At 69.2% G+C, this 22,466-nt stretch carries 21 protein-coding genes; 13 read left to right on the top strand and 8 right to left on the bottom strand.

All coding sequences use genetic code 11. From position 1 onward, the window contains the following. Positions 1 to 48 precede the first annotated feature (48 nt). A complete protein-coding gene (locus tag C469_RS12670) occupies positions 49 to 1,020 on the top strand; it encodes a ribose 1,5-bisphosphate isomerase (protein ID WP_008007176.1) in 972 nt (323 codons plus the stop codon). A 71-nt stretch (positions 1,021 to 1,091) separates the two neighbouring features. On the opposite strand, the gene C469_RS12665 is transcribed toward C469_RS12670, so the two are convergent. Further along, entirely contained in the window at positions 1,092 to 2,324 is a 1,233-nt protein-coding gene (locus C469_RS12665) for an RNA-guided endonuclease TnpB family protein (protein WP_049911415.1), read from the bottom strand. A 55-nt stretch (positions 2,325 to 2,379) separates the two neighbouring features. Between C469_RS12665 and C469_RS17265 the strand changes: the two genes are divergently transcribed. Both C469_RS17265 and C469_RS12660 read left to right on the top strand, forming a co-directional pair. Continuing rightward, positions 2,380 to 2,526 (top strand): hypothetical protein, encoded by a 147-nt coding sequence (locus tag C469_RS17265; protein ID WP_008007172.1) that lies wholly within the window; start codon positions 2,380 to 2,382, stop codon positions 2,524 to 2,526. Positions 2,527 to 2,587: 61 nt separating this feature from the next. After that, on the top strand, positions 2,588 to 3,730 hold the full coding sequence (locus tag C469_RS12660) for a carbohydrate kinase family protein (RefSeq protein WP_008007170.1): 1,143 nt from the start codon (positions 2,588 to 2,590) through the stop codon (positions 3,728 to 3,730). A gap of 473 nt (positions 3,731 to 4,203) precedes the next feature. Here C469_RS12660 and C469_RS12655 read toward each other — a convergent pair whose 3' ends face one another. Then, complete coding sequence (locus C469_RS12655) at positions 4,204 to 5,385, bottom strand: hypothetical protein (RefSeq protein WP_008007169.1); 1,182 nt, start codon at positions 5,383 to 5,385, stop codon at positions 4,204 to 4,206. A gap of 360 nt (positions 5,386 to 5,745) precedes the next feature. Here C469_RS12655 and C469_RS12650 point away from each other — a divergent pair, with 360 nt between their 5' ends. From C469_RS12650 to C469_RS12640, 3 genes are all read left to right on the top strand, one after another. Beyond that, the gene (locus C469_RS12650) at positions 5,746 to 5,967 is read left to right on the top strand and encodes a hypothetical protein (protein WP_049911414.1); all 222 of its coding nucleotides are present in this window, start codon (positions 5,746 to 5,748) and stop codon (positions 5,965 to 5,967) included. 178 nt (positions 5,968 to 6,145) lie between these two features. Beyond that, positions 6,146 to 7,804 carry a DUF255 domain-containing protein gene (locus C469_RS12645; RefSeq protein ID WP_008007165.1) on the top strand — a complete coding sequence of 553 codons (1,659 nt, stop codon included), beginning with the start codon at positions 6,146 to 6,148 and terminating at the stop codon, positions 7,802 to 7,804. Positions 7,805 to 7,950: 146 nt separating this feature from the next. Next, a complete protein-coding gene (locus tag C469_RS12640; RefSeq protein WP_008007163.1) occupies positions 7,951 to 8,757 on the top strand; it encodes a TrmB family transcriptional regulator in 807 nt (268 codons plus the stop codon). A 333-nt stretch (positions 8,758 to 9,090) separates the two neighbouring features. Here C469_RS12640 and C469_RS12635 read toward each other — a convergent pair whose 3' ends face one another. The 3 genes from C469_RS12635 to C469_RS12625 form a co-directional block, all read right to left on the bottom strand. Then, on the bottom strand, positions 9,091 to 10,359 hold the full coding sequence (locus tag C469_RS12635) for an RNA-guided endonuclease InsQ/TnpB family protein (protein ID WP_008007161.1): 1,269 nt from the start codon (positions 10,357 to 10,359) through the stop codon (positions 9,091 to 9,093). 208 nt (positions 10,360 to 10,567) lie between these two features. Next, a complete protein-coding gene (locus C469_RS12630; protein WP_008007160.1) occupies positions 10,568 to 11,449 on the bottom strand; it encodes a homoserine kinase in 882 nt (293 codons plus the stop codon). 139 nt (positions 11,450 to 11,588) lie between these two features. After that, entirely contained in the window at positions 11,589 to 11,840 is a 252-nt protein-coding gene (locus C469_RS12625; protein ID WP_049911413.1) for a hypothetical protein, read from the bottom strand. Positions 11,841 to 12,036: 196 nt separating this feature from the next. Between C469_RS12625 and C469_RS12620 the strand changes: the two genes are divergently transcribed. The 3 genes from C469_RS12620 (at position 12,037) to C469_RS12610 (ending at position 16,655) form a co-directional block, all read left to right on the top strand. Beyond that, the gene (locus C469_RS12620) at positions 12,037 to 13,311 is read left to right on the top strand and encodes a TIGR00341 family protein (protein ID WP_049911417.1); all 1,275 of its coding nucleotides are present in this window, start codon (positions 12,037 to 12,039) and stop codon (positions 13,309 to 13,311) included. Between the two features lie 198 nt (positions 13,312 to 13,509). Next, positions 13,510 to 15,801, top strand: a complete 2,292-nt coding sequence (locus tag C469_RS12615; protein WP_241430025.1) for a formate/nitrite transporter family protein — start codon at positions 13,510 to 13,512, stop codon at positions 15,799 to 15,801. Between the two features lie 92 nt (positions 15,802 to 15,893). After that, the gene (locus C469_RS12610; protein ID WP_008007154.1) at positions 15,894 to 16,655 is read left to right on the top strand and encodes an SIMPL domain-containing protein; all 762 of its coding nucleotides are present in this window, start codon (positions 15,894 to 15,896) and stop codon (positions 16,653 to 16,655) included. A gap of 49 nt (positions 16,656 to 16,704) precedes the next feature. On the opposite strand, the gene C469_RS12605 is transcribed toward C469_RS12610, so the two are convergent. Next, positions 16,705 to 17,691 (bottom strand): NOG1 family protein, encoded by a 987-nt coding sequence (locus C469_RS12605; protein WP_008007152.1) that lies wholly within the window; start codon positions 17,689 to 17,691, stop codon positions 16,705 to 16,707. A 202-nt stretch (positions 17,692 to 17,893) separates the two neighbouring features. On the opposite strand from C469_RS12605, the gene arcD reads away from it, so the two are divergent. Both arcD and C469_RS12595 read left to right on the top strand, forming a co-directional pair. Further along, positions 17,894 to 19,366, top strand: coding sequence for an arginine/ornithine antiporter ArcD (gene arcD, locus C469_RS12600; protein WP_008007150.1), 1,473 nt, complete (start codon positions 17,894 to 17,896; stop codon positions 19,364 to 19,366). Positions 19,367 to 19,454: 88 nt separating this feature from the next. Then, positions 19,455 to 19,637, top strand: a complete 183-nt coding sequence (locus C469_RS12595) for a hypothetical protein (RefSeq protein ID WP_008007148.1) — start codon at positions 19,455 to 19,457, stop codon at positions 19,635 to 19,637. A gap of 88 nt (positions 19,638 to 19,725) precedes the next feature. On the opposite strand, the gene C469_RS12590 is transcribed toward C469_RS12595, so the two are convergent. Together C469_RS12590 and C469_RS12585 are read right to left on the bottom strand one after the other, a co-directional pair. Continuing rightward, on the bottom strand, positions 19,726 to 20,493 hold the full coding sequence (locus C469_RS12590; protein WP_008007146.1) for a class I SAM-dependent methyltransferase: 768 nt from the start codon (positions 20,491 to 20,493) through the stop codon (positions 19,726 to 19,728). Positions 20,494 to 20,502: 9 nt separating this feature from the next. After that, a complete protein-coding gene (locus C469_RS12585; protein ID WP_008007144.1) occupies positions 20,503 to 21,387 on the bottom strand; it encodes an aldo/keto reductase in 885 nt (294 codons plus the stop codon). A 121-nt stretch (positions 21,388 to 21,508) separates the two neighbouring features. Here C469_RS12585 and C469_RS12580 point away from each other — a divergent pair, with 121 nt between their 5' ends. Both C469_RS12580 and C469_RS12575 read left to right on the top strand, forming a co-directional pair. Next, positions 21,509 to 22,018 (top strand): DUF2240 family protein, encoded by a 510-nt coding sequence (locus C469_RS12580; protein ID WP_008007141.1) that lies wholly within the window; start codon positions 21,509 to 21,511, stop codon positions 22,016 to 22,018. Continuing rightward, positions 22,018 to 22,440 (top strand): hypothetical protein, encoded by a 423-nt coding sequence (locus C469_RS12575; protein ID WP_008007140.1) that lies wholly within the window; start codon positions 22,018 to 22,020, stop codon positions 22,438 to 22,440. The genes C469_RS12580 and C469_RS12575 overlap by 1 nt, the downstream gene beginning before the upstream one ends. Positions 22,441 to 22,466: the final 26 nt, after the last annotated feature.

Below are 22,466 nucleotides of genomic sequence, written 5' to 3'. Positions count from 1 at the left end.
TCGACAGTCGCCCGGTTTTATAAATACCCGGACGGCTACCGGATCGGTATGACAGATACGGAGCCGGCGGCCCCGGTCCGGGAGACCGCCGAGGAGATCGCGACGATGGAGGTCCGCGGCGCGGCGACCATCGCCTCCGCGGCCGCGGAGGCGCTCGCCGAGCAGGCCGAGGCCGCGGCCGCGTCCGGCGAGACCGCGAGCGACCCCGCCGCCTTCCGCGCGTCGATGCGCGCCGCGGCCCGAACCCTCCGCGAGACCCGCCCGACCGCCGTGTCGCTGCCGAACGCCCTCCGCTACGTCCTCCAGCGGATGGAAGGCCAGACGGTCGACGAGCTGCGCCGCAGCGTCGTCGACGCGAGCGACGCGTTCGTCCGCCAGCTCGACCGCGCGCAGGACGACCTCGGGCAGGTCGGGGCGAACCGCCTCGCCGACGGCGACACGGTGATGACCCACTGCCACTCGACGGACGCCTTGGCGTGCATCGAGGCGGCCGTCGAACAGGGGAAGTCGATCTCGGCGGTCGTCAAGGAGACGCGCCCGCGCCAGCAGGGCCACATCACCGCCGAACAGCTCCGCGAGGCGGGCGTCCCCGTCACCCTGATCGTCGACTCCGCGGCGCGGCGCTACCTCGACGAGGTCGACCACGTCGTCGTCGGCGCCGACTCGATCGCCGCCGACGGCGGCGTGATCAACAAGATCGGCACCTCGGGGCTGGCGGTCAACGCCCGCGAGCGCGGCGTTCCGATCATGACCGCCGCCCAGACGATCAAGCTCCACCCGGAGACGCTGACGGGCCACACCGTCGAGATCGAGATGCGTTCCGAGAGCGAGGTGATCGACGCCGAGAGCCGCGAACAGATCGGCGAGATCGCGGTCGAGAACCCGGCGTTCGACGTGACGCCGCCGCGGTACATGGACGCGATCGTCACCGAACACGGCCAGTTCCCGCCCGAGAGCATCGTCGCGCTGATGCGGGAGCTGTTCGGCGAGGGCGCCGAAGAGCCGTGGGCCGAGCCTTGACATCCTCCACCTGCCTGAAGGCAGGGGAATCCTCCGCACAGGGGGAATCCGGGTCTGCTACCGGAGGGGTTTCAGCCCCACTCTCCGAGCGTCGTCTGTGCGAGTTTCGCACTCGGCCCGGAGTGGGCTGTGGCACTGTCAAGGGTGCTCCCGTCCCGTGGCGAGTCATCGCCCGTCGTTTTCAGCGACAGGCTCTCTCCCCACGGATTGAGGCGACCGGCGATATTGGCCGCCGCGTTGATGTCCGCTTGGTACTCCGTCACCCAACACTCTGCATTCGTGCATCGGAACGCCGCCTGCGAGTTTCGAGAACCGAGGTGGCCGCAGGCGTGGCACGTCTGACTGGTGTACGCGGGATTCACGAACCGGACTGGAATCCCCGCGTCGCGGGCTTTGTCCTCGATGCGTCCGGTGAGACGAGCAAACGCCCAGTTGTGGAGACGGCGGTTCATCCACTTTCCATAGTCGAGATGTTCGCGGATGTACGACAGGTCTTCAAGAACGATAACGGGGTTCTCGAAGGAACTGGCGTACTCGACGGCCTGCCGAGACGCCTTCTCCACGATGTCCGTGAGAGCGTTCTGATAGTGGTTGAATCGTTCGTCCACGCGCCACTCGGCGGCGTCGCGCTGTTGGAGACGGCGGAGGGTCGTGAACATCTCTTTGCGGAGCTGGCGGGCGCGTCCGCCGTCGTAGATGTACGGTTGGGTTGGAGTATCGTCCTGACAGGCACAGCCCGTCAGGAGTTTGGATTCACCGATGTCGAAACCGACCGGCGTCGGGTCGTCCGACTCCTCTGGTTCCGCGACCGCGTATTCGACGGTGACGTGAAGCACCCAGTTGGTGCGGTGTTCTTGCAGTCGGAACTCTCCGACCGTCACTTCGCCGTCGAACAACTCCCCCCACAACTCCCGTTGTTCGGGGTTGATACGGAGCGGAATCCAGAAGGCATTGCCACGCCCGGCCTGCGGGACGCGCCAACAGAACTCGTGCGTTCTGTCCTCAGAGTGGTCGAGACGCCACCCCCGGTTCGTGAACCGAACGGGGTGGTCGTCGTCCAATTCGGAGGCGTTGTACGTCCGGCGGAGTTGCGGGACGTAGTTCTTGAGCGCGTCTTTGGCGTAGGATGTGAGCGTGTAGCCGGTGACGACATCGTTGACCGCTGTCTGCGTGTCCGCGCCACTCTCGAAGGACTCCGAGAGAGCGCGGCGGTACGTCGCCACAGTACGCTGAAGCCGGCGCTCTTTGTGCGCCGTCGGTGGCGCGAGCGTTGCTTCGAGCGTTTTCGTGGCGGTGGCGGTCACGATTCACAGTACAATACCGAGAGGCGTAAATGCAACGGAAGTGTTACAAATATGTGTGAGGTACGTAAAGATAGAGTTCGAGGACGAGGAACAGTACGAGCGAGTGAGCGAACTGAAAGACGCACACGGTCTGACGTGGAAAGGTCTCTTGCTCAGGGGAACGCGGGGGTTGGATTCCGGCGGGCCACTGGACGAGGACTGACGCCGCGTTGTCGGATTCCTCCACACCCTGAAGGGCGTGGTATCCGCCTTGGGGGTTCTCTATGACGTCGGACGGCCCGGGACCCGACGGGACCGACGACTGGGAGGAGGAGGTCGCGGAGTGGGACGAGGAGGTCTCCGAGTGGGAGGGCGACGAGGACGGCGGCGACAAAGGAGACGGCGGCGACGAGCGCGCTGACGCCGGCGGCCACGTCGACGACGACCCCGACCTCGAACCGGACGCCGCCGACCGCGTCCCGAAGGTCGTCTCGGCCGGTCACATCAACTGGGACGTGACGATCCACGTCGACGAGCTCCCCGAACCGGACGGAGAGACCCGGATCGACCTGCTCGAACAGTCGGGCGGCGGCAGCGCCGCGAACGTCGCGGTCGGGCTCGTCGGCCTCGGCGGTCAGTCGGTCGTCTACGGGAGCGTCGGCGGCGACGAGTCGGGCGCGCTGGCGCTCCGCGAGCTGGCGAGCGCCGGCGTCGACCCCGGACAGGTCCTCGTCGACGCGGACGAGCCGACCTCGGTGAAGTACGCGATCGTCGACGGCGGCGGGGAGCTCCTCATGCTCGCCAACGACGGCGCCAACGAGTCGTTCACCGCGGCGGAGCTCGACCGCGAGACGCTAGCGGCGGCCGACCACCTCCACCTCACCGGCCAGCAGCCGGGGACCGCGGCCGCGCTCGCGACCGCCGCGGGCGAGGCCGGAACGACGCGGAGCTTCGATCCCGGGCGCCGCATCGGCGACCGCGAGTTCGAGGCCGCGCTCCACGCCACGGACCTGCTCTTCGTGAACGCCCCGGAGGCCGACGCGCTCGCCGACTCGACCGACATCGACCCGTGGGAGCCCGACGACCGCGTCGTCGCGATCAAGCTCGGCGAGGAGGGCGCGACGGTCCGGACCCCCCACGGCGACGTGTCCCACCCCGGCTTCGACGTCGACGCGGTCGACACCGTCGGGGCCGGCGACGCGTTCGCGGCCGGCTTCCTCGGCGCCGCGCTCAGGGACCCCGAGATCGCCGGCGACGGGTTCTCGCACGACCCGCGCGACTACCAGGTACCGCTGCTCGTCGGCAACGCCTGCGGCGCGATCGCGGCCGAGACCGTGACCGCCCGCGCCGAGCTCTCGTGGGACCGCGTCCGCTCGGTGATGGGCGAGTCGCCCGAGTCGGACCTGCTGATCGAGATCCGGGTCTGAACGGTGCGCGTTGATCGATAGCGGAAGCGCGCGTCGCAGGCTGTCTCGGTGGTCCGTTATAAGCGATCGAGTGGTGGTGTTAACGGTCGTTTATATATGATCGACGGCTTGACGACGAGGACCGCCAACGCCCCAACCGCTCGCTTATAAATAACTGATCGTGGATCGGCGGCGGACGCCTCCAAAGCCCCAACCGCGAGGACTCGCATGACTCGCTGCGGTCCTCGTCGCTCACTCCGTTCGCTCCTGCGGTCCTTGCGTCGTCAGGCTTCGCCCTCGCGGCTGCCCCTTTGAGTCCCGCCCCGCCCGCAACCGCAGCCTCATACCTCCCCAGCCTCGCGGCTCCCTTCGGTCGCCGCGTCCCTCGCGCGTGCACCTCGCGCCCTTCGGGCGCTCGGCGGCGCGCGCCACCGCCTCGTTCATTTATAAGTGATCGACGCCGGCGCTTCGAAGACGATCCGAACTCGGCCGCGCTACCCCTCGTAGTCGAACGCGACCGCGAGGTCCGCGGCGCCGAAGAAGACGAATCGGTACCGGCCGGGGACAAGCTCCGGACACACCCGGAGGGCGTCGGCGTGCGGCCCGCCTTCGACGAGCCCGGACTCGGTCATCTCGAACTCCCAGTCGAGCGTCTCGCCGGGGTCGACGCCGAGCGCCTCGTCCGTGTAGCCGAAGGTCGCGTCGCCCTCGGTCCCGCGTAGTTCGGTCCACCCCTCCTCGGTGCGGATTTCTAGGTTGTACTTGCCCTGGTTGCCGATGTACGTCGTGTGCCCGGAGACGTTCGTCAGCTCGATCCGGAACCGGTCGCCGCGAGCGACGGCGAGGTCGTCGCTCCCGCCGTCGTCGCTCGTGTCGGTCACGACCCGGAGCGCGAGCGGGCCGTCGCCGCCCGCGTCGCTGCCGGTCCCGCCTCCGCCGCCCCAGTTGACCTCGCCCTCGTACGCTCGGGGATGGCGCTCGAATCCCTCGACGTCGCAGTCGAACGACGCGGGGACGTTCGGGGGGTCGCCGTCGGGGCGGACGCCGCCGGCGAGCCCCTCCGGGTCGCGGACCCAGTCCGCGTCGCGCACGGTCCCCGTCTCTCCCCAGCCGTCGGTGACCGAGAGCCGGACCGCGTCGGGGAGCGGGTCGCTCGTGACACGGATCAACGCGGCCGAGTAGGTGATCGCCTCGCCGCAGACCGCCTCGTCGCTGTCCGCCCCTCGGACCGTCGCGTCCGCGACGAACGTCCCGTCTTCGACGCCGATACCGGCGCTATCGAGCGTGATCTCGTCGTGACAGGTGGTCGGCCCGACTGACTCCACGTAGACGAGCACCGACTCCGCGAAGTCCGTCTCCTCGACGAACGCGCGGGCCGCCTCCGGCGCGTCGCCGAGCAGCCGCGAGGCGTCCCCGCTCTCATCGGCGATCAGCACGCAGACCCCGCGTCGCTCGCTTCGGTCCCACGCGGGCCCCGAGAGAGCCGTGCCGACCTGTTGGACGGCGGTCGTGACCGCGTCGCCGCCACCGTCGTCACCGTCGTCGCCGGTTCCGTTGTCGTCGCCGTCGCTCCCGTCTCCCGCGCCGGGATCGACATCGTCGACGCAGCCGGCGAGCGCGACGACGCTTCCGGTTCCGATGCCGTAGACGGCCGTGCGACGCGTGAGTTCGGTCATGACGGGCGTCGCTACGACGGCCCTACATAAGGGCTTCCTGTAGGCGCAAAGACCTCTCTGTGTTACGCCGGCGTCGTCGCCGGTCGGGCGCCGCCCGCGATCGGCCGTCGGTATCGTGCCGCTCGTGTCGGGAGTATACCGCTCGTCGCCGGCTCCCGCCGCCACCTGTTCTCGCGGCCGATCGAATCCTCACATCGACGATCGTCGTCGATCGTATAAAAAGGCGTGAGAAGACGCAATAAAGAATTAAACCGGTTCTAAGACCGTTTTAAAACGTCGCCGACCCGCGGGAAAACGTGGTGAAATCGTCCGAACCCTCTGCGGGCTATATGGGGGTACCCGTCGTACGGAGAAGTGTCCATGTCAACCCCCGCTTCCACGCGTCTCGCCTCCGGCCGGCAAGTTGCCGGGCTGATGACCGGCACGGTGAAGGCCGCCGCCTTCTGGGCGGCGATCGCCATCCCGGCCACGTACCCCGTGCTCCTCTACATGGGGCTCGAAGGTACTCCCGGGCTGCTGTTCGTCGGCCTGCTGTTCGCGAACGCTCTCGCGCTCGCGATCGGCCACGACTACAAGCGCTGAGGCCGGCGCCCCTCGAGATCGCACCGCAAGCCGCCCGACGCCCTCCTCCTCCTCCGCCCGACCTCTCCGGTCGATTAGTCTTCCGTCCGTCGACGAATCGCTCGTCCACCGCCCGACGAATCGCTCGTCCACCGCCCGGTCTCGAAGCGCTTACCCACCGCCCGGCCCGACTGTCGGTATGACCGACGAGACGCACGTCGAGTGGCGCGACTGGGGCGCCGAGGCCTTCGCCGAGGCCGACGAGCGGGACTGTCCGGTCCTGCTCTCGCTGTCCGCCACCTGGTGTGAGGGCTGTCACGAGATGGACGCGATCACCTACGCGGAGCCGCGGATCGCCGCCAACGTCAACGAGGGATTCGTCCCGGTCCGCGTCGACGTCGACCGCCACCCGCGGGTGCGCGAGCGGTACAACATGGGCGGGTTCCCGACCACCGCCTTCCTCACGCCCGAGGGGGAGCTGCTCACCGGCGCGGGCTACCTCGACGTGGACGGGATGCGGCAGGTGCTCGAATCGGTCCGGGGGATGTGGGCCGACAAGGGCCGAGACGCGGGACGGGTACCCCGCGCGCTCGACGCCGACCTCCCGCCGAGCGGGGAGCTGACGGACGCGATCGAAAGCCACCTCGCCGGCCAGATCGAGGCGAAGTACGACGAGGCGCACGCCGGCTGGGGGTCGGACGCGAAGTTCCCGCTTCCGCGCACCGTCGAGTTCGCGCTGAAGCGCGACCGCGACCGCGCCCTCCGGACGCTCGACGCGGTGCGCGACCACCTCGCCGACGACGTGGCCGGCGGCTTCTTCCGATTCGCCGGGACGCCCGATTGGGGCGACGTGGCCTACGAGAAGCCGATCGACACGAACGCGGCCGTCACCCGCGCGTTCGCGAACGCCTACCTCTACACGGGCGACGAGGCGTACCTCGCCCCCGCGACCGACGCGGTGGAGTTCCTCACGGACGACCTCTGGACCGGCTACGGCGTCGGCGGGAGCGTCGGCCCGGGGCTCGGGCGCGCCTACTACGCCGCCTCCGCCGCGGACCGCGAGGAGCTCGACTCGCCGCGCCGCGACCTGACCGTCTTCGCGGGCGGGAACGCGCTCGCGGCCGACGCGCTGCTGGCGGTGGCCGCCTACACCGACGACGGGCGCGCCCGCGAGTACGGCCGACGGATCCTCGACGGGCTCGAACGCGACCTGATCGACGCCGACTCCGGCGAGGTGACCCGCTACCGCGGGAGCGACGAGGTCGGCGAGACGGACATCCTCGCCGATTCCGCCCGCGTCGTGAGCGCGTACGCCCGCGCCGCCGGCGTGCTCGGCGAGGGCGCCGAGGTCGCCCGCGCGGTCGCGGACCGGGCGATCGACCGGCTCCACGTCGACGGCTCCTTCGTCGACGGGCCGCGGTCGGGCGCGGGGTTACTCGACCGCCCCTTCCGCCCGCTCGACGGCAACGTGGAGATGGCGACCGCGCTGCTCGACCTGGCGGCGCTGACCGGCGAGGAGCGCTACGAGGCGGTCGCCCGCGAGACGGCCGAGTCGTTCGCCGGCGCGACCGAGCGCCTGAGCGTGCAGGTCGCCGGGTACGGCAGCCTGGCGGGACGGCTCCTCCGCGGTACCGCCGTCGTCGCGGTCGGCGACGAGCCGGGCAGCGACCTCCACCGCGCCGCGTGGCGGGTCGCGGACCACGAGAAGGTCGTCGTCCCGAACGCGCACCGGGAGGACGCGCCGGCCCCCCGGTCGGTCCCGGCGGGGTCGGCGGTCGTGCTCGCCGGAGACGCCGCCTCAGAGCCCGCGGAAACACCGGACGAGTTGATGACGCGAGTCGCCGAGACGGTCGAGTGACGGTCCGGGAACGGGAGTCGACCGCTCGAAACCGGCGACACGCTCCGGTACCGTCTCCCCGTGTCGCACGCGGTCTCGTCCGACGACCACCGACACCTCGTGTAAACCGGCGACGTGTTTATACGGGTCCCGACGGATGAGACGGTATGGCATCTCTCCGCGATCTGGGGCTCTCCGAGTACGAGGCCCGCGCGTACCGCGCGCTCCTGCGTACCGGGCCGACGACGGCGAAGGACCTCTCGCGGGCCAGCGAGGTTCCGATGGGACGGGTGTACGACGTGCTCAACAGCTTGGAGCAGCACAACCTGATCCGGAGTCAGGCGGCCAGCCGACCGAAGAAGTACGCGGCGGTGGAGCCGGACGCCGCGCTCGACCGGCTGTTAGATGAGAAGAAGCGAGAGCTGGAGACGCAGGCGGAGCAGTACGAGGAGGTCGTTTCGGACCTCTCGACGGAGCTCGACGCGGGCGAGCCCGTCGACGGGCAGTTCTGGACCGCGGCCGTCGGCGCGGAGGACGCCACCGACCTGCTCTTAGAGCGGATCGCGGCCGCCGAGCGCCGGATGGTCGTCGTCGCCGGCGCGCCCGCGACCGGCTTCGACCTCGGAACGATCGGCGAGCAGGTGACCGACGAGCTGGAGGCGGCGCTGGACCGAGGGGTGGAGATCCGCGTGTTGCTGTCGCCGGAGACGGTAGACGCGCTCCCGCGGAGCGTCGGTCGGCGGTACACCGCCGACCTCTCGGATATGGACGGGTTCGAGGTGCGGACCACCGCCGGCGTCGACGGGACCTTCTCCGTCTTCGACGGCATCGAGGTGTGTATCGAGGTGCCGCACCCGCTCTCCGGCGACGAGCCGTTCGCGATGATCGACGTGAAGGACGCGGAGTTCGCGGCGAGCGTGAAAGACCAGTTCGAGCCGCAATGGGGGGAGGCGGAGCCGCTGACGTTCGGGTGAGAACTCGCTGCGACCTCAGCGAGAACCGCGTTCCGTCCCAAGTCCGGTGAGTACAGGAGTCGCGGTGATCGATGGCGGGAGTAGGCGTCGTAGATCGGTAGCGGTGAGAGAATATTTAAAAAGCGCGAGCGGCGGCGACGGTCGTTTATAAACGAACGGGCGGTGGCGTCGCCGGCGGCTTGCCGCCGGCTGCAAGAGGCGCGTCGCGCCACGGGCGGCCGGACGCAGTCGGGCGACGAGGCTGGGGCTTTTCGAGGGGTTCACCGGGGAACAGTCGATCAGGGTTGACATCCTCCCCGCCCTAAAGGGCGAGGATTCCCAAGCGTTGGGATATTACGGTTTACAACCTACCTGCTCCCTCGGGTGGAACGACCCAGAGGTTTGGTTGAACAGGTAGGCTACTGGCCGTGCCAAACGACCGTTACTCATATCCTCCGTCGGAGGATTCTGAGTTATCTTTCTGCGAATGTTCACTGCACCGTTCACGTCTGCGTTCATCGTCGCTCCGCACGATTCACAGACGTACAAGCCACGCTCCACGCGATTCGCGTCACGCTTCCGCCCACAGCACGAACACGTCTTTGACGTGTCTCGCTCGCTCTTGCGGTCTACGACGATGCCGTGTTCTTCGGCCTTATATTCCAGCAACATGGTGAACCGGTCGAACTCCCATCCGTGGAGTTTCTTGTTCCCCTGCTTGCCCCAGTTCCGTGAGTCACCGTTCTCGTCTTCACGAATCTCACTCAACTCACCGATGGCGATGCGACCAACCTCGTGGTCGATGCACCGCTCAACGATGTGCTTGGCGAGTGAGTGTAGAAAGTGGTCTTTCCGCCGCGAGAGTTTCTGGCGGGCGCGAAGCGCACCGCGTGATGGGCCGTTCTCGCCTTCGGTGTCGTACTCGTCACGAGTGAAGTAGTGCTTGTCCTGTTTCAGCACGTTTCCGGGGTACAATTCGGCATCACCGTCGTCGTAGGCGATGGCGAGGTAGTTCTTGATGCCGACGTCGATGCCCGCCGTGTTGTCGCCCGGTGCGTCCTCGACGGGGATTTCAACTTTGCAGACGATGTGGAGTTCCCAGCGGTCGCCGTTCCAGACGGCTCGGACTTGCTGGATGTTCTCCACGGTCACGTCCGGTCGCGTCTCGTACTCTGCGAGAATGAAGTCCGAACGGTGATTCTTCAGGTTGAAACCCTTGCTCAGGCGGAGTCGGTTGTGTTTGGAATCGTGCTTGATACCCTTCTGCTTCCACGTCACGGTGGAGCGCGGGTGTTCGTCGCCGTGTTTGCGGTAGCCGGGTGGGTTGGCGTCCTCGTCTCCGCGTTGGCGCGCTTTGTACCAACTGGTGAACGACTCAGCAAGCTCTTCGAGAACTCGCTGACTTGACTGAGAATGAAGGTCACTGTATCGTTCGTGTTCCTTGAGTTCGGATTTGAGTTCGCCGTCGTCGGGGATCTCCCCGTCTTCATCCCATCGACCTTGCGAGTAGTATCGGGCGACGTTCCACAGTTTCGACGCGGAGAACCCGCACTGGTCGAGCTCGTCGCTCACCTGTTGGTGATTGACGATTTTCGCTCGATAGGTGCGGGTTGTCTCCAGCATTCGACTGTGTTCATAACCAGTTATGGAAATTGTATATTAAAACTAAGGACTAGGCGCAGAATATCCGGAAGTGCCATCGAACGTAGTTCGTGGAGGTGTTGTCGGCTGTATCCCCGCCCTTCAGGGCGGGGTTTTAGCCTTGCAACTTCCATAACTGAACGAGTTATACACGACCGACTGAAACGCCAGGCACCTCCACGTGATCGTCTCACTCCTCGAGCACCGTCGCTCCCCGCCCGATACGGCTCTGGTAGGCGCGGGCGTCGATGCCGGCCTCGGAGAAGGCGTCGAGCATCGCGGCGGCGACCCCCCGCCGCCGCCCGTCGCGGCAGACGGCGAGGACCGCGGGGCCGGCGCCGCTGACGGTGACGCCGGTCGCGCCGGCGTCGAAGGCGGCGTCGCACACCTCGTCGTACCCCGTGATCAGCCGGGCGCGCTCGGGGGTGACGACGGGGTCGCTCATGCCGGCGCCCACGAGGTCGGGGTCGGAGCGGCACATCCCGACCGCGAGCGTGGCGGCGTTGCCGACCGTCTCGACGAGGTCCTCCATCGAGGCCGTCTCCGGGACGACGCGGCGCGCGTCGCGCGTGGAGACGGCGACGTCGGGGAGGCAGACCACGAGGGGGATCGAGGCGTCGACGGCGTGGGTCCCCTCGCTCGTCGTCACCGTGAACCCCCCGAGGATCGAGGGGGCGACGTTGTCGGAGTGCGCGACGCCGGAGACGACTGCCTCGCCCTCGGCGGCGATCGGGACCAGCTCCGACCGGGAGAGCCCGCGGTCGTACAGCCGGTTGAGCGCGACGGCGGCGCCGGCGGCGCTGGCGGCCGAGGAGCCGAGCCCGGACGCCGGGCGAACGCCCTTGTCGATGTGGATGCGCGCGGGCGCGTCGAGCGCCTCGACGACGGCGCCGACCGTGTTCTTCTCGGGGTCCTCGGGGATGTACTGCGCGCCGACGCCGGTGACCTCGATCGTCGTCTCCGCCGCCTTCTCGACGGTGACGACGTCCGCCGGCCGCGTGAGGGCCGCTCCGAACACGTCGAACCCGCTGCCGAGGTTGGCGCTCGTGGCGGGTGCCCGTACCGTGACCATGGCGGGGAGTGTCGCTCGGGGTGCAAAAAGAGGCGGGATCGAGCAACGGCGCGGCGAGGCGGAACGGCGGGGCTCTCGACCGGAGCGAGAACCGCGGAACGGAGGGACGCAGAAATCGACGGGTCGGGGCGCGCTCGCGTCAGCTGCCGGCCATCGTCCACAGCAGCGCGCCGATCAGGATCAGCGGAATGCCCGCGAGGACGTACGTCTGCGGCATCGTCGTGTACGGGGCGACCAGGAAGATCGTCCCGAAGCCGGCGAAGACGGACGCGATCACCTTCTGGGACTTCAGGGGTACGGCCGCCAACAGCGAGACGACGAACCCGAGCAGTATGACGTGCCCGAGGTGGTAATCGAGCAGGAACGTGTCGATGAACAGCGGCGAGAGCATTCTTGTCTGGACGTGCGAGGGATTCGCGCATTAAAGTTCCGTTTCACGCGGGCCGGGCGGCGGTCTCGCCCTCCGGATCGGTCGCCGCGATCGCGTGGCTCCCCCGCCGCGGCCGCCGTTCGCGGCCGTCGCCCGCGGCCACCGCCTCTTATAAGTCCCGCCGGCGAGACGACCGAGCGTGCGACTCGTTCAGGTCATGATTCCGGCGGGGAAGCGCGCGGCGGTGATCCGCGCGCTCGACGACGAGGGGATCGACTACGTCGTCACCGACGAGACGAGCGGCCGCGAGTACACCGCGGTCGCGATGTTCCCGCTCCCGACCGCCGCCGTCGAGCCCGTGCTCGAACGGCTCCGGGAGGCGGGGATCGACGAGAGCACCTACACCGTCATCGTCGCGGCCGAGACGGTCATCTCCCGCCGGTTCGAGGCGCTCGAAGACGAGTACGAGGAGGACGCCGAGCGGGGAGGCGACCGGATCTCCCGGGAGGAGCTCCAGGCGAAGGCCGACAGCCTCGCCTCCGGGCTCGGGACGTACGTGCTGATGACGGTCATCTCGGCGGTGATAGCCACGGCGGGACTCCTGCTCGACTCGCCCGCGACCGTGGTCGGCTCGATGGTGATCGCGCCGCTCATCGGGCCGGCGATGTCGGCCGCGGTCGGCACCGTCGTCGACGACGAGGAAATGTTCCGGCGGGGCGTCCGGATGCAGATTCTCGGCGTCGCGGTCGCGGTCGCGGCCGCGACGCTGTTCGCGCTCGCGTTGCGGTGGCTCGCGCTCGTCCCGCCGGGGCTCGACCCGCTGGAGCTGGCGGAGGTCTCCGAGCGGCTCGCGCCGAACGTCTTAGTGCTCGTCGTGGCGATCGGCGCGGGCGTCGCCGGCATCGTCTCGCTGATGACGGGCGTCTCCGCGACGCTGGTCGGCGTGATGATCGCGGTGGCGCTCATCCCGCCCGCGGCCGCCGTCGGGATCGGGATCGCGTTCCAGATCCCGCGGCTCGTGCTCGGTGCGGGCGTGATCGTCGCGGTGAACGTCCTCTCGATCAACCTCTCCGCGCTGGTCGTGCTGTGGTACGAGGGGTACCGCCCGCAGCGCTGGTTCCGCGAGGACGACGCGCGCGCGGCGTTCCTGAAGCGGGCGGCCGTGCTCGCGGTCGCCATCGCGGTGCTCTCGGTGTTCCTCGGCGGCGTCACCTACGAGTCGTACGCCGTTTCGACGGCCGAGGCGGACATCAGAACCGCCGTCGGCGACGAACTGGCCGCGCTCGACTCGAACGTGGAACTGCTGGAGCTGGATATCGAGCGGACCGGGACCGTTCCCCCGCTCGAAACCGAACGGGTGTCCGTGATCGTCGGCGCGCCGCCGGGCAGCGATCTGACGGGACTCGCCGACGCCCTCGACGGGCGGGTCGAGGCGACGATCGGGAGCGACGTTCGGATCGAAGTCCGCATCGTGACCGTCGAGCGCGCGTGAGTCCGGTCACGCGCTGATTCGTCACCATCTCCGAGCGGCGGGGGGCGCTACGCAGACGGAACGAAACGACCGTTCCGAAAATTGGACTTCCGTCGGAAAACAGCTCACCGATTCCGGATAGAATCGGCGAAGCTGGGGTTTCTTCGCCGCACGCCGAAAGAGGAATTACTTTTTAACTCCGCCCTCAGTGATCCGGCAGTGACCGATTCAACGCGACCCGACGACGATTCGATGCGCGAGGTCGTCGAGCGCTCCCGCAGCGGCGCCCCGGCGGTCGGCGAGGCCGTCCGGGACCGCTTCTCGTCCGACGAGGTGTTCCAGCGGATTATCGCCGCCGCGGACGAGGAGGTGACCTCCGGGAGCCGAGAGCTCTTCTTCAGCGGGCTCGCGGCGGGGCTGGCGATCACGATCACCTTCATGCTGTACGCCTCGCTGACGGCCGCGACCGACTCCCATCCGATCTTGAGCGTCATGCTGTACCCGCTCGGGTTCATCTACATCATCATCGGCGGCTACCAGCTGTACACCGAGAACACCCTGCCGCCGGTCGCGCTGACCTTAGAACGGCTCGCGAGCTTTCCCACGCTCCTGCGCCACTGGAGCATCGTGCTCGCAGGCAACTTCGTCGGCGGCGGGATCGGTGCGCTCGTCCTCTCGTACGGCGGCGTCTTCACGGGCGACACCGTCGACGCGGCGCGGTACATCTCCGAGGGCGGCTTCGCCGTCGGCTTCGTCCCGCTGTTCTTCAAGGCCGCGATGGCGGGGCTGATCGTCGCCGGGGTCGTCTGGGTCGGCTTCGCCTCCACGGACTCCGTGAGCCGGATGCTCGTCGTCTACCTCGCGTTCCTCGCGATCCCGCTCGGCGACCTGTTCCACGTCGTCGTCTCCTTCACCGAAGTTCTCTACCTGTTCTTCGAGTACAACATCCCGCTGTACGGCGCGGAGATCAGCCTCTACACCGGGATCGTCGGCTTCGTGGTCCCGGTGCTGCTCGGGAACACCATCGGCGGGGTGGTCCTGGTCACGCTGGTGAACTACTTCCAGACCAGCGAGGAGCGCCTGGAGGAGGCGCGCTTCGAGGGGATGACCCGCCGGCTCACGGTGCCGGAGTGGGTGCTCGGTCGCGCCGCCGGGCGCTCGTACGTCCCGATCCTGGACGCCACGGAGGCGACGCTGTTCGCCAACGAGGGCTACCGGATCATGGTCCCCATCACGAACCCGCGGACCGACGGTCCGATCGTCGAGCTCGCGAGCCGGCTCGCCAGCGACCACGAGGACGGGCTCGTCCACATCGTCCACGTCGTGCAGGCGCCCGAACGGATGTCGCTGGCGGCGGGCGCGGGCCGGATCGCCGACGTCTCCGAGGAGGGCATGGCCGGGCTCCGCGAGACCGCCGAGGAGTACGACGTCGACGTCTCTACCTCGACGGTGATCTCGCACCGCTCCTTCGAGGAGGTGTTCAACATGGCCCGTCGGACCCGCCCCGACGCCGTGTTGATGGGGTGGGGCGACGACCAGCTGTGGAACGCCGCCCGCGCCGAGCGGCCGATCGACGAGCTCACCAACCAGCTCCCCTGCGATTTCCTCATCCTGAGCGAAAGCGACCTCGACACCTCTCGGATCCTGCTGCCGACCTCCGGCGGTCCGGACTCGGCGCTGGGCGCCGAGGTCGCGAGCGTCCTCTCCCGGACCGCGGGCGCCGAGGTGAGCCTGCTCCACGTCGTCGACGACCCCGAGGGACGCGCCGAGGGCGAGGGGTTCCTCACCGCGTGGGCCGCGGATCACGGGCTCTCTGACGCCGAGCGGATCGTCGACGACACCGGTGACGTCGAGGGCGCCATCGCTCGCGAGGCCGCGGACAACACCCTCGTCATCATCGGCGCGACGGAGAAGGGGCTGCTCTCGCGGCTCGTCTCGGACTCGCTACACCTCGACGTGATCCACGACGTGGACTGCTCGCTGCTGCTCGCCGAGCGCCCCAGCCGGCGTACGCTCCGCGAGCGGCTCTTCGGCTCCGGTCGGCGCGTGTCCGGCCCGCCGGACGGCGGCGTCGAGCGCGACCCGGACGCGTCGAGCGGGGCGGCGATCGGCGCCGGCGGCGAGCGGGGCGACGGAGGAGCAGATTCCGATGCGCTCGCGTCGGGAGACGGAAACGGGGACGACGGCGAAATCGACGCCGAGGACGCGGATCAGACGGTTATCGCGGACCACGACGACCCCGACGGGGGAGCGGACGACCTCGACGACCCCGACGACCCCGACGAGCGCGAGGAGGGCGGCTCAGAGCCCGACGACGACCGCCCGCCGGAACCGGCGGTGATAACGGATCACGACGATTCGGAGGAATCGGACGACTCGAAGGGATCGGACGACTCGGACGAGGACTCAGGCGACTCGGACGACTCGGACGGAGAAGACGGCGGCGAGGAGGCGGACGGCGACGCGCCGGACGATGACGCCCCGGACAGAGACGAGCCCGGCTCCGCCTGACCGCCGCGATCGGGTTCGCCGGCGTCCGATAGCGCAAACGGCTCTTTGTCCTTTCGGCGACTTATTTGACGGTTCCGGTCGACGGGGCGGGTATGAACAGGAAACTGGTAACCGCCGTCGGCGTCGCGCTGCTCGTCGGGCTCGCGGGCTGTTCCGGGCTCGCGGGCTCGACCGGAAGCACCGGCGTCGACGCGGGCGACGAGTCGGCGCTCGACAGGAACATCGAGGTGACTGCGGAGGGCGAAGCCACGGCCGAGCCGGACCGCGCGACCATCAGCGTCGCGGTGACCGCCACCGGCAACGACTCCGCGGCCGTCCGCGACGAGCTCGCCGCCGGCGGCGACGACCTCGAAGCCGCGCTCACCGAGTGGGGGCTCGACGAGGACGACATCCGGACCGAACAGTACGACGTGCGGGAGTCCTACGAGACGCGCGACGACCCCGAGCGGACGGAGTACCAAGGCGTTCACCGCTACGCGATCTCGTTCGACGACGTGGACGCGGTCGGCGAGGTCATCGACGTCGCGGTCGACGCCGGCGCCGACGAGGTCCAGCGGATCGAGTTCGGACTGAGCGAGGAGCGCGAGCGCGAGGTCCGCGAGATCGCCATCGAGAACGCGATGGCGAACGCCGAGGACGACGCGACCGTGCTCGCGAATTCCAGCGGGCTGGAGCTGGCCGGCGCCTACAGCGTCTCCACCGCCAACGCGGGCGTGACGCCGTACCGCGTGTCGGACGCGGCCATGGCCGCCGAGAGCGACGGCGCGGACGCGGGCGCCGCCACCGGCGTCGAGACCGGTGACGTGAGCGTGCAGGTCAGCGTCAACGTCGTCTACGCCGCCGAACAGGTCTGAGCGGCGCTCGCCGTTTATAAATAGCCACGAATCGCTTATAAGCGACCGCTCACTCGCCGCCGTCGCGCGTCGGGAGGTCGGGTTCGAACGCGGCCGCCTCGACGGCCATGTCGAGCACGTCCTCGACGTTCTCGTCCTCGGTGACGCTCATCGTCGCGTCGACGGACTCCGCCTTGACCGCCTCGAAGCGGTCGTGTTTGTTCGCCACGGTGAGGAACGGGACGGCCTCGCCGAACAGCTCGCGGACCTCCTCGCGGAGCTCGAGCTGCACGTCGAGGGGGTAGCCGCAGTCGCCGGAGGGGTCGAGCACGAACACGACCACGTCCGCGAGGTGTTCGAGGGCGCTGACCGCCTGCCGCTCGATGTCGTTGCGCTCGTCTGCGGGTCGGTCGAGCAGGCCGGGCGTGTCGACGATCTGGTACCGGACGCGGTCGCGCTCGAAGTGGCCGATCTGGACGCCCTTCGTGGTGAACGGGTACTCCGCGATCTGGTTCGAGGCGCGGGTGACCCGGTTGACGAACGACGACTTGCCGACGTTGGGGTAGCCGGCGATCACGATGGCGGGCTCGTCGGGTTTCACGTCCGGGAGCACCTTCAGCTGGTCGCGCGAGTCGCCGATGTACCGCAGGTCGTCTTCGATCTGGTCCATCACGTCGGCCATGCGCGCGAACGCCTGCTTGCGGTGTTTCCGCGCGGTGTCCACGTCCGAGTTCCGGACCTTCGTCGTGTACTCGTCGCGGAGGTCCTCGATCTGGCGGCTGGCCCACATCACCTGCGAGAGCGCCTGCCGGAGGCGGTCGACGTCGACGATGGCGTCCGCGAGCTCGTAGTAGAACGGCTCAACGTCGAAGCCGAAGTCGGGCCACGAGACGACGACGTTCTCCAGGTTGTCCGAGAGCACGTTGCCGGCGGTCCGCAGCATCGACTCCTGCGCCTCGTGTCCGTGTTTGGCGCGCCCCGCGCGCGCCGCCCGCGAGAACGCCTTGTCGACGAGCTCCTCCGAGCGGGGAGTCGTCGGGAGGCCCTCAAATATCATGTTGCCCCGACTTGGCCGCCGACCCGTATAAGACCGTCCGTTCGGTGACCCCCGCGACACGGCGGCACACGGTCGGAGGCGCCGGTCGCCGACGACGAACGACGCCCGACGACCCCGTCGGCCGCGGACGCCGATGAACGATCGTTATCTTTCTCGTGCATATTTCGAGCTATATTTATGCTTCAAGGGAATACACGTGGTCATGGCACGCTCGTTCACGCCCACGACGTACGAGGACCTCGACCCGGACCGTCGCCCGACGCTGGCGGCGGCGCTGGTCCCGGTCCTCGCCGTCGTGGCGTTCCTCGGTATCGGCTCGGCCGTCCTCGGCTTAGACCCGCACCCGCCGCTCCTCTGGGGTATCGCCTTCGTCGGCGGCTTCGGCCTCTGGCTCGGCTACGACTGGGAGGAGCTGTTCGACGGCATCGCCAACGGGCTCGTGATGGGGCTGCAGGCGCTTTTAATCATCTTCACCATCTACGGGCTGATCGCGACGTGGGTCAGCGCCGGCACGATCCCCGGGCTGATGTACTACGGGCTGGAGATCCTCTCGCCGACGACGTTCCTGCCGGCGGCCGCGGTCGTCGCCGCCGTCGTCGCGTTCGCGATCGGCTCGTCGTGGACCACCGTCGGAACGCTCGGCGTGGCCTTCGTCGGCATCGGCGCGGGGCTCGGCGTTCCCGCCCCGATGACGGTCGGGGCCGTCCTCTCCGGCGCGTACGCGGGCGACAAGCAGTCGCCGCTCTCCGACACCACGAACCTCGCGGCCGGGGTCACCAACACCGACCTGTACGCGCACATCCGCCGGATGCGGACCGGCACCGCGATCGCCTTCGGGATCGCGGTGTTCGGCTTCCTCGCGCTCGGGCTCCGCGCGAGCGGCGAGATCCCGGCGGGCCGGATCGCGGAGATCCAGGGCGGCCTGACCGAGACGTACGCGATCACGCTGCTCGCCTTTATTCCGCTCGTCGTCACCTTCGGGCTGGCACTGCGCGGCTACGCCGCGCTCCCGACCCTCGTCGCCGGCGTGTTCGCCGGCGTCCTCACGACGCTCCTCGTGCAGGGCGCGGGCTTCGTTGCCGCGTGGGAGACGTTCATGTACGGCACCGCGCCGGAGTCGGGCTCCGACCTGGTGAACGAACTGCTCGCTACGGGCGGGCTCACCGGCTCCGCGTGGACGATCACGGTCGTCGTCGCCGCGCTCGCGCTCGGAGGGATTCTGGAGCGTACGGGGGTCCTCGCGGTGATCGCGCACGCGTTCACTTCGTCCGTGAAGAGCCCTGGCGCGCTCGTCGCCGGGACCGGCGTCTCGGCGATCGCCATCAACGCGCTCACCGCCCAGCAGTACATGAGCATCGTCCTCCCGAGCGTCACGCTCCGGAACACCTACGAGGAGTTCGGGATGGACACCGACCAGCTCTCCCGCGCGGTCGAGGCCGCCGGGACCCCGACCGGCGCGCTGTTCCCGTGGCACGCGGGCGCCGTCTACATGGCGGGCGTCACCGGGGTCCCGACGCTGGAGTACGCGCCGTACTACCTGTTCGCGTTCCTGTCGCCGCTCGTGCTGTTCGTCATGGCCGCGACCGGCTACTCGCTGAACGCGACGCCGACCGACGCGGCCGTGGCGCCCGCATCGACGACGGCCGGCGACGCGCCCGCGACCGACGACGACTGAGCGACCGACGGCGGCGGACCTCGATCGGATGCCTCTGGGACGGCGCGGCCGGGCAAAGAACTAATTCACGCGCTGTCGACCGTTCGTCATGAACACCCGGCGCAACCTCTACGTCGCCGCGTTCGTCGGAGCGTCGCTATCGTACATCTTCAACGTCCTCGCCTTCACGGGCACGTTCGACGTCTTCCGGTGGTTCGTGTTCGTCGTCGTCTTCCTCGGATTCACGTACGGATTCGAGAGATTCATCGGCTGGCAAACTGGCTCGGCGTGACTCCCTCCGCTGACGACACGCTCTGCGTTCCGGGCGGGGCCGCTCTCGGCGCCGGCCGGTTTCACCAGCGCCGCCTTTTTCGAGACCGTCAGTCCGGCAGCCGGAACGCGAGCCCGTACATCCGGCCGACCGATTCCGACCCGATCTCGCTCTCGAGCCGGCGGGCGGCCGCCGCCAGCGCGTCGCCCGTTTCACCGGGGCCCTCCTTGGCCGCGTCGACCGCCTGGTCGGCGTGTGCGGCGACGTGGCTCTCGGTCCATGGCACCGGCTCTAACAGCGTCCGCTCCCGCTCGAACTCCCAGCCGTGGCCCGCGAAGAACCGCCGCAGGAACGCCGCCGGGTAGAAGGTGAGCGCCGGGCGGCCGCGGCTCAGCTCCGACGCGGCGTTCTCGACGGCGAACAGCTCCCCGATCGCGGCGCCGTCGGGCACCGGGTCGTAGTCGTCGACGACGAGGTGCGCGCCGGGGGCGGCGACCCGCGAGAGCTCCTCGGCGACCGCCGACAGCGACGCGGGATCGAGGACGTTACAGAGCCCGTGCGCGGTGATCACGTCGACGGCGTCGTCGGGCAGCGGGACTGCCCGGAGGTCCGCCTCCAGCACCGCCAGTCGGTCGGCGTGGTCGTCGCCGCCCTCGTCGTTTCCGTCGCCGTCGCTACTCCTGTTGCCCTCGTCACCGACGCGCCGGCGCGTCGTCCGCGCGTGGTCCCGGTCGTTCGTCACGGCGTACACCCGGGCGGCGCCGTTCGCGAGCAGTCCGGCGGTCGCGTTCCCGGCGCCCGCCCCGGCCTCCAGACAGCGCTTCCCGGCGACCGGCCGATCGGCGAGCGCGGTCGCGACCGTGCGCGGAACGTCCATGGGTCTCGCTCAGTGATGGAGCTGTTCGGGAACCGGGCTGTCGTCGTGGCGCACCCGTTCGATCAGCGACCGCTGGGCGGCCTCGTCCATCCCGTCGTAGTCGGCGGCGGCCTCGAGGATCATGGTGACGAGCTTCGGGTCGCCGGCGCTGACGACGCTGGTGAGCCCCTGTGCGGCGGCGAAGTCGAACCGCTCGCTGATCTCGTCTGGCGCGGTGACCGGCCGATACCAGTTCGCGAACGGCCGGTCCGCCTCTGGGAGCTCGTCGGTCGGCGGCCACGTGCCGCCGGCGAACGCCTTGATCCCCAGCGTGCCGACGTTCCGCTCGTCGGCGCGAGCGAGGACCGCCTCGTAGTCGTACTCGTCGTCGTCCTTGCCGGCGACGACGGGGTTCAGCGGGAACATCACCGACTCGAGGTCGTCGATGCGGTCGAGCGCGTCGAGGATGAGGCCCGGGTCGCCGTGGCTCGTCAGGCCGACGTGGTCGATCAGCCCCTCCTCTTTGGCCTCGCGGAAGGCCGCGAGCGCGCCGTCGTCGTCCGTGATCGCGTCCAACTCCTCCTCGTACTCGAGCCCGTGGACCTGATACAGGTCGATTGTGTCGACGCCGAGGCGATTCAGCGATCGGTCGAGCTTGCGCCACGCGCCCTCGTAGGTCCGCTCCTGCGTCTTACAGCCGAGGAAGATCTCCTCGCGGTGCTGGCGGAGCTTCGGACCGAGCTTCAGCTCCGCGTCGCCGTACTCCGGCGCCACGTCGAAGTGGTTGACGCCGTAGTCGAGGACGTGTTCGACCAGCTGGTTCGCTCCCTCCTGTTCGAGCCAGTTGAGCGCGATCGCGCCGAACGTCGCGACGGTGCTGTCGTGGCCGGTGTCGCCGAGCGGGCGGGTCTCCATGCGTACGCCATCACGCCGGCGCGGCATAACGGTTGCCGGCCGCGAGCCGAAGTCGAGACGGTCACGGGGGGCGACTCGCGGTCCGGTAGGTTTACCGCCGTCGACGCCCCCCGATTCGCACATGAGCCTCGAGGTCGCCGTCGCCGTGCCCTTCAAACAGCGGGCGACGGAGCGGTTGGGCGAGGGGGAGTTCGTCGTCGCGCTGTCGCTCGATCGGGACTGGTTCTCCCCCGATCAGGCGAAGCGGCTCGTCGACGTCGCGGTCGGCCGCGGACTGGTGGCCGAGGAGGACGGCGACCTCGTCGCCCGGTTCGACCCGGCAGACGTGACCGTCCCCGAGGGGTTCGTCCCCGACGACTCGATCCTCCGCGAGCAGTCCACCTTCGAGACCGCGCTCGACGCGATCGTCGCCGCCGGCGTCGAGAAGCAGCGCGCCGTCGCCGCGATCAACGAGCGCCAGCGCGCGCTCGCTATCAGCATCGAGGCGGCCGCGGTCCTCGTCGCGAAGGAGCACGGCGCCGCCGTCGACCACCTCGCCGCCGACGTTCGCGAGAAGCTGGCCGCCGCCGGCGACGCGACCGGTGAGGGAGGCGGGGACGACGCGGCGACCGGCGCCGCGGAGGCCGAGTGATGGTCGCCGAGCGCCTGACCGACGGGCTTCGGATCGGCCAGCTCCTCGCCTCCGAGATCACCGGCGACGAGGGGCGCCTGCGAGACCTCGCGCTGACCGACGCCGACCCCGACGTCGAGCCGACCCCGGACGGCGCGCTCGCGTATCGGGTGGTCCGCGGCGGCCACGGAAACGGAGACGACCCCGTCGCCGAGGCCTTCGTCCAGCCGGACCGGCTCCGGCTCGAGTTCGTCGCCGAGTCGGGGTGGGACGGGACGGACGACGCGCCAGACCGCCCCGAGATCGCCGCGGACGCCGCCGGCGACGCGGGGCTCCGCGTCAGGCCGAAGGCGGTCCGACCGCCGCGGACGCTCGTGTTCGTCGAGGACGGCGCGCAGGTGAAGCGCGCGCTCTCGGTGTTCGAAGCCGTCGTCGCTATTTAAAAAGAAACGCGGTCGGTTCGCGGTCG

The organism is Halorubrum lipolyticum DSM 21995 (assembly GCF_000337375.1).
Taxonomy (GTDB): Archaea; Halobacteriota; Halobacteria; order Halobacteriales; family Haloferacaceae; genus Halorubrum; species Halorubrum lipolyticum.
Note: the sequence above shows the minus strand (reverse complement) of the source record. Positions and strands in the feature narration are given on the sequence as shown.

Bases quoted from the DNA above. Each gene is read 5' to 3' on its own strand.
- C469_RS12670 (WP_008007176.1), top strand. From the start codon at position 49: ATGACAGATACGGAGCCGGCGGCCCCGGTCCGGGAGACCGCCGAGGAG.
- C469_RS12660 (WP_008007170.1), top strand. From the start codon at position 2,588: ATGACGTCGGACGGCCCGGGACCCGACGGGACCGACGACTGGGAGGAG.
- C469_RS12655 (WP_008007169.1), bottom strand. From the start codon at position 5,385: ATGACCGAACTCACGCGTCGCACGGCCGTCTACGGCATCGGAACCGGA.
- C469_RS12650 (WP_049911414.1), top strand. From the start codon at position 5,746: ATGTCAACCCCCGCTTCCACGCGTCTCGCCTCCGGCCGGCAAGTTGCC.
- C469_RS12645 (WP_008007165.1), top strand. From the start codon at position 6,146: ATGACCGACGAGACGCACGTCGAGTGGCGCGACTGGGGCGCCGAGGCC.
- C469_RS12640 (WP_008007163.1), top strand. From the start codon at position 7,951: ATGGCATCTCTCCGCGATCTGGGGCTCTCCGAGTACGAGGCCCGCGCG.
- C469_RS12635 (WP_008007161.1), bottom strand. From the start codon at position 10,359: ATGCTGGAGACAACCCGCACCTATCGAGCGAAAATCGTCAATCACCAA.
- C469_RS12630 (WP_008007160.1), bottom strand. From the start codon at position 11,449: ATGGTCACGGTACGGGCACCCGCCACGAGCGCCAACCTCGGCAGCGGG.
- C469_RS12625 (WP_049911413.1), bottom strand. From the start codon at position 11,840: ATGCTCTCGCCGCTGTTCATCGACACGTTCCTGCTCGATTACCACCTC.
- C469_RS12620 (WP_049911417.1), top strand. From the start codon at position 12,037: ATGATTCCGGCGGGGAAGCGCGCGGCGGTGATCCGCGCGCTCGACGAC.
- C469_RS12610 (WP_008007154.1), top strand. From the start codon at position 15,894: ATGAACAGGAAACTGGTAACCGCCGTCGGCGTCGCGCTGCTCGTCGGG.
- C469_RS12605 (WP_008007152.1), bottom strand. From the start codon at position 17,691: ATGATATTTGAGGGCCTCCCGACGACTCCCCGCTCGGAGGAGCTCGTC.
- arcD (WP_008007150.1), top strand. From the start codon at position 17,894: ATGGCACGCTCGTTCACGCCCACGACGTACGAGGACCTCGACCCGGAC.
- C469_RS12595 (WP_008007148.1), top strand. From the start codon at position 19,455: ATGAACACCCGGCGCAACCTCTACGTCGCCGCGTTCGTCGGAGCGTCG.
- C469_RS12590 (WP_008007146.1), bottom strand. From the start codon at position 20,493: ATGGACGTTCCGCGCACGGTCGCGACCGCGCTCGCCGATCGGCCGGTC.
- C469_RS12585 (WP_008007144.1), bottom strand. From the start codon at position 21,387: ATGGAGACCCGCCCGCTCGGCGACACCGGCCACGACAGCACCGTCGCG.
- C469_RS12580 (WP_008007141.1), top strand. From the start codon at position 21,509: ATGAGCCTCGAGGTCGCCGTCGCCGTGCCCTTCAAACAGCGGGCGACG.
- C469_RS12575 (WP_008007140.1), top strand. From the start codon at position 22,018: ATGGTCGCCGAGCGCCTGACCGACGGGCTTCGGATCGGCCAGCTCCTC.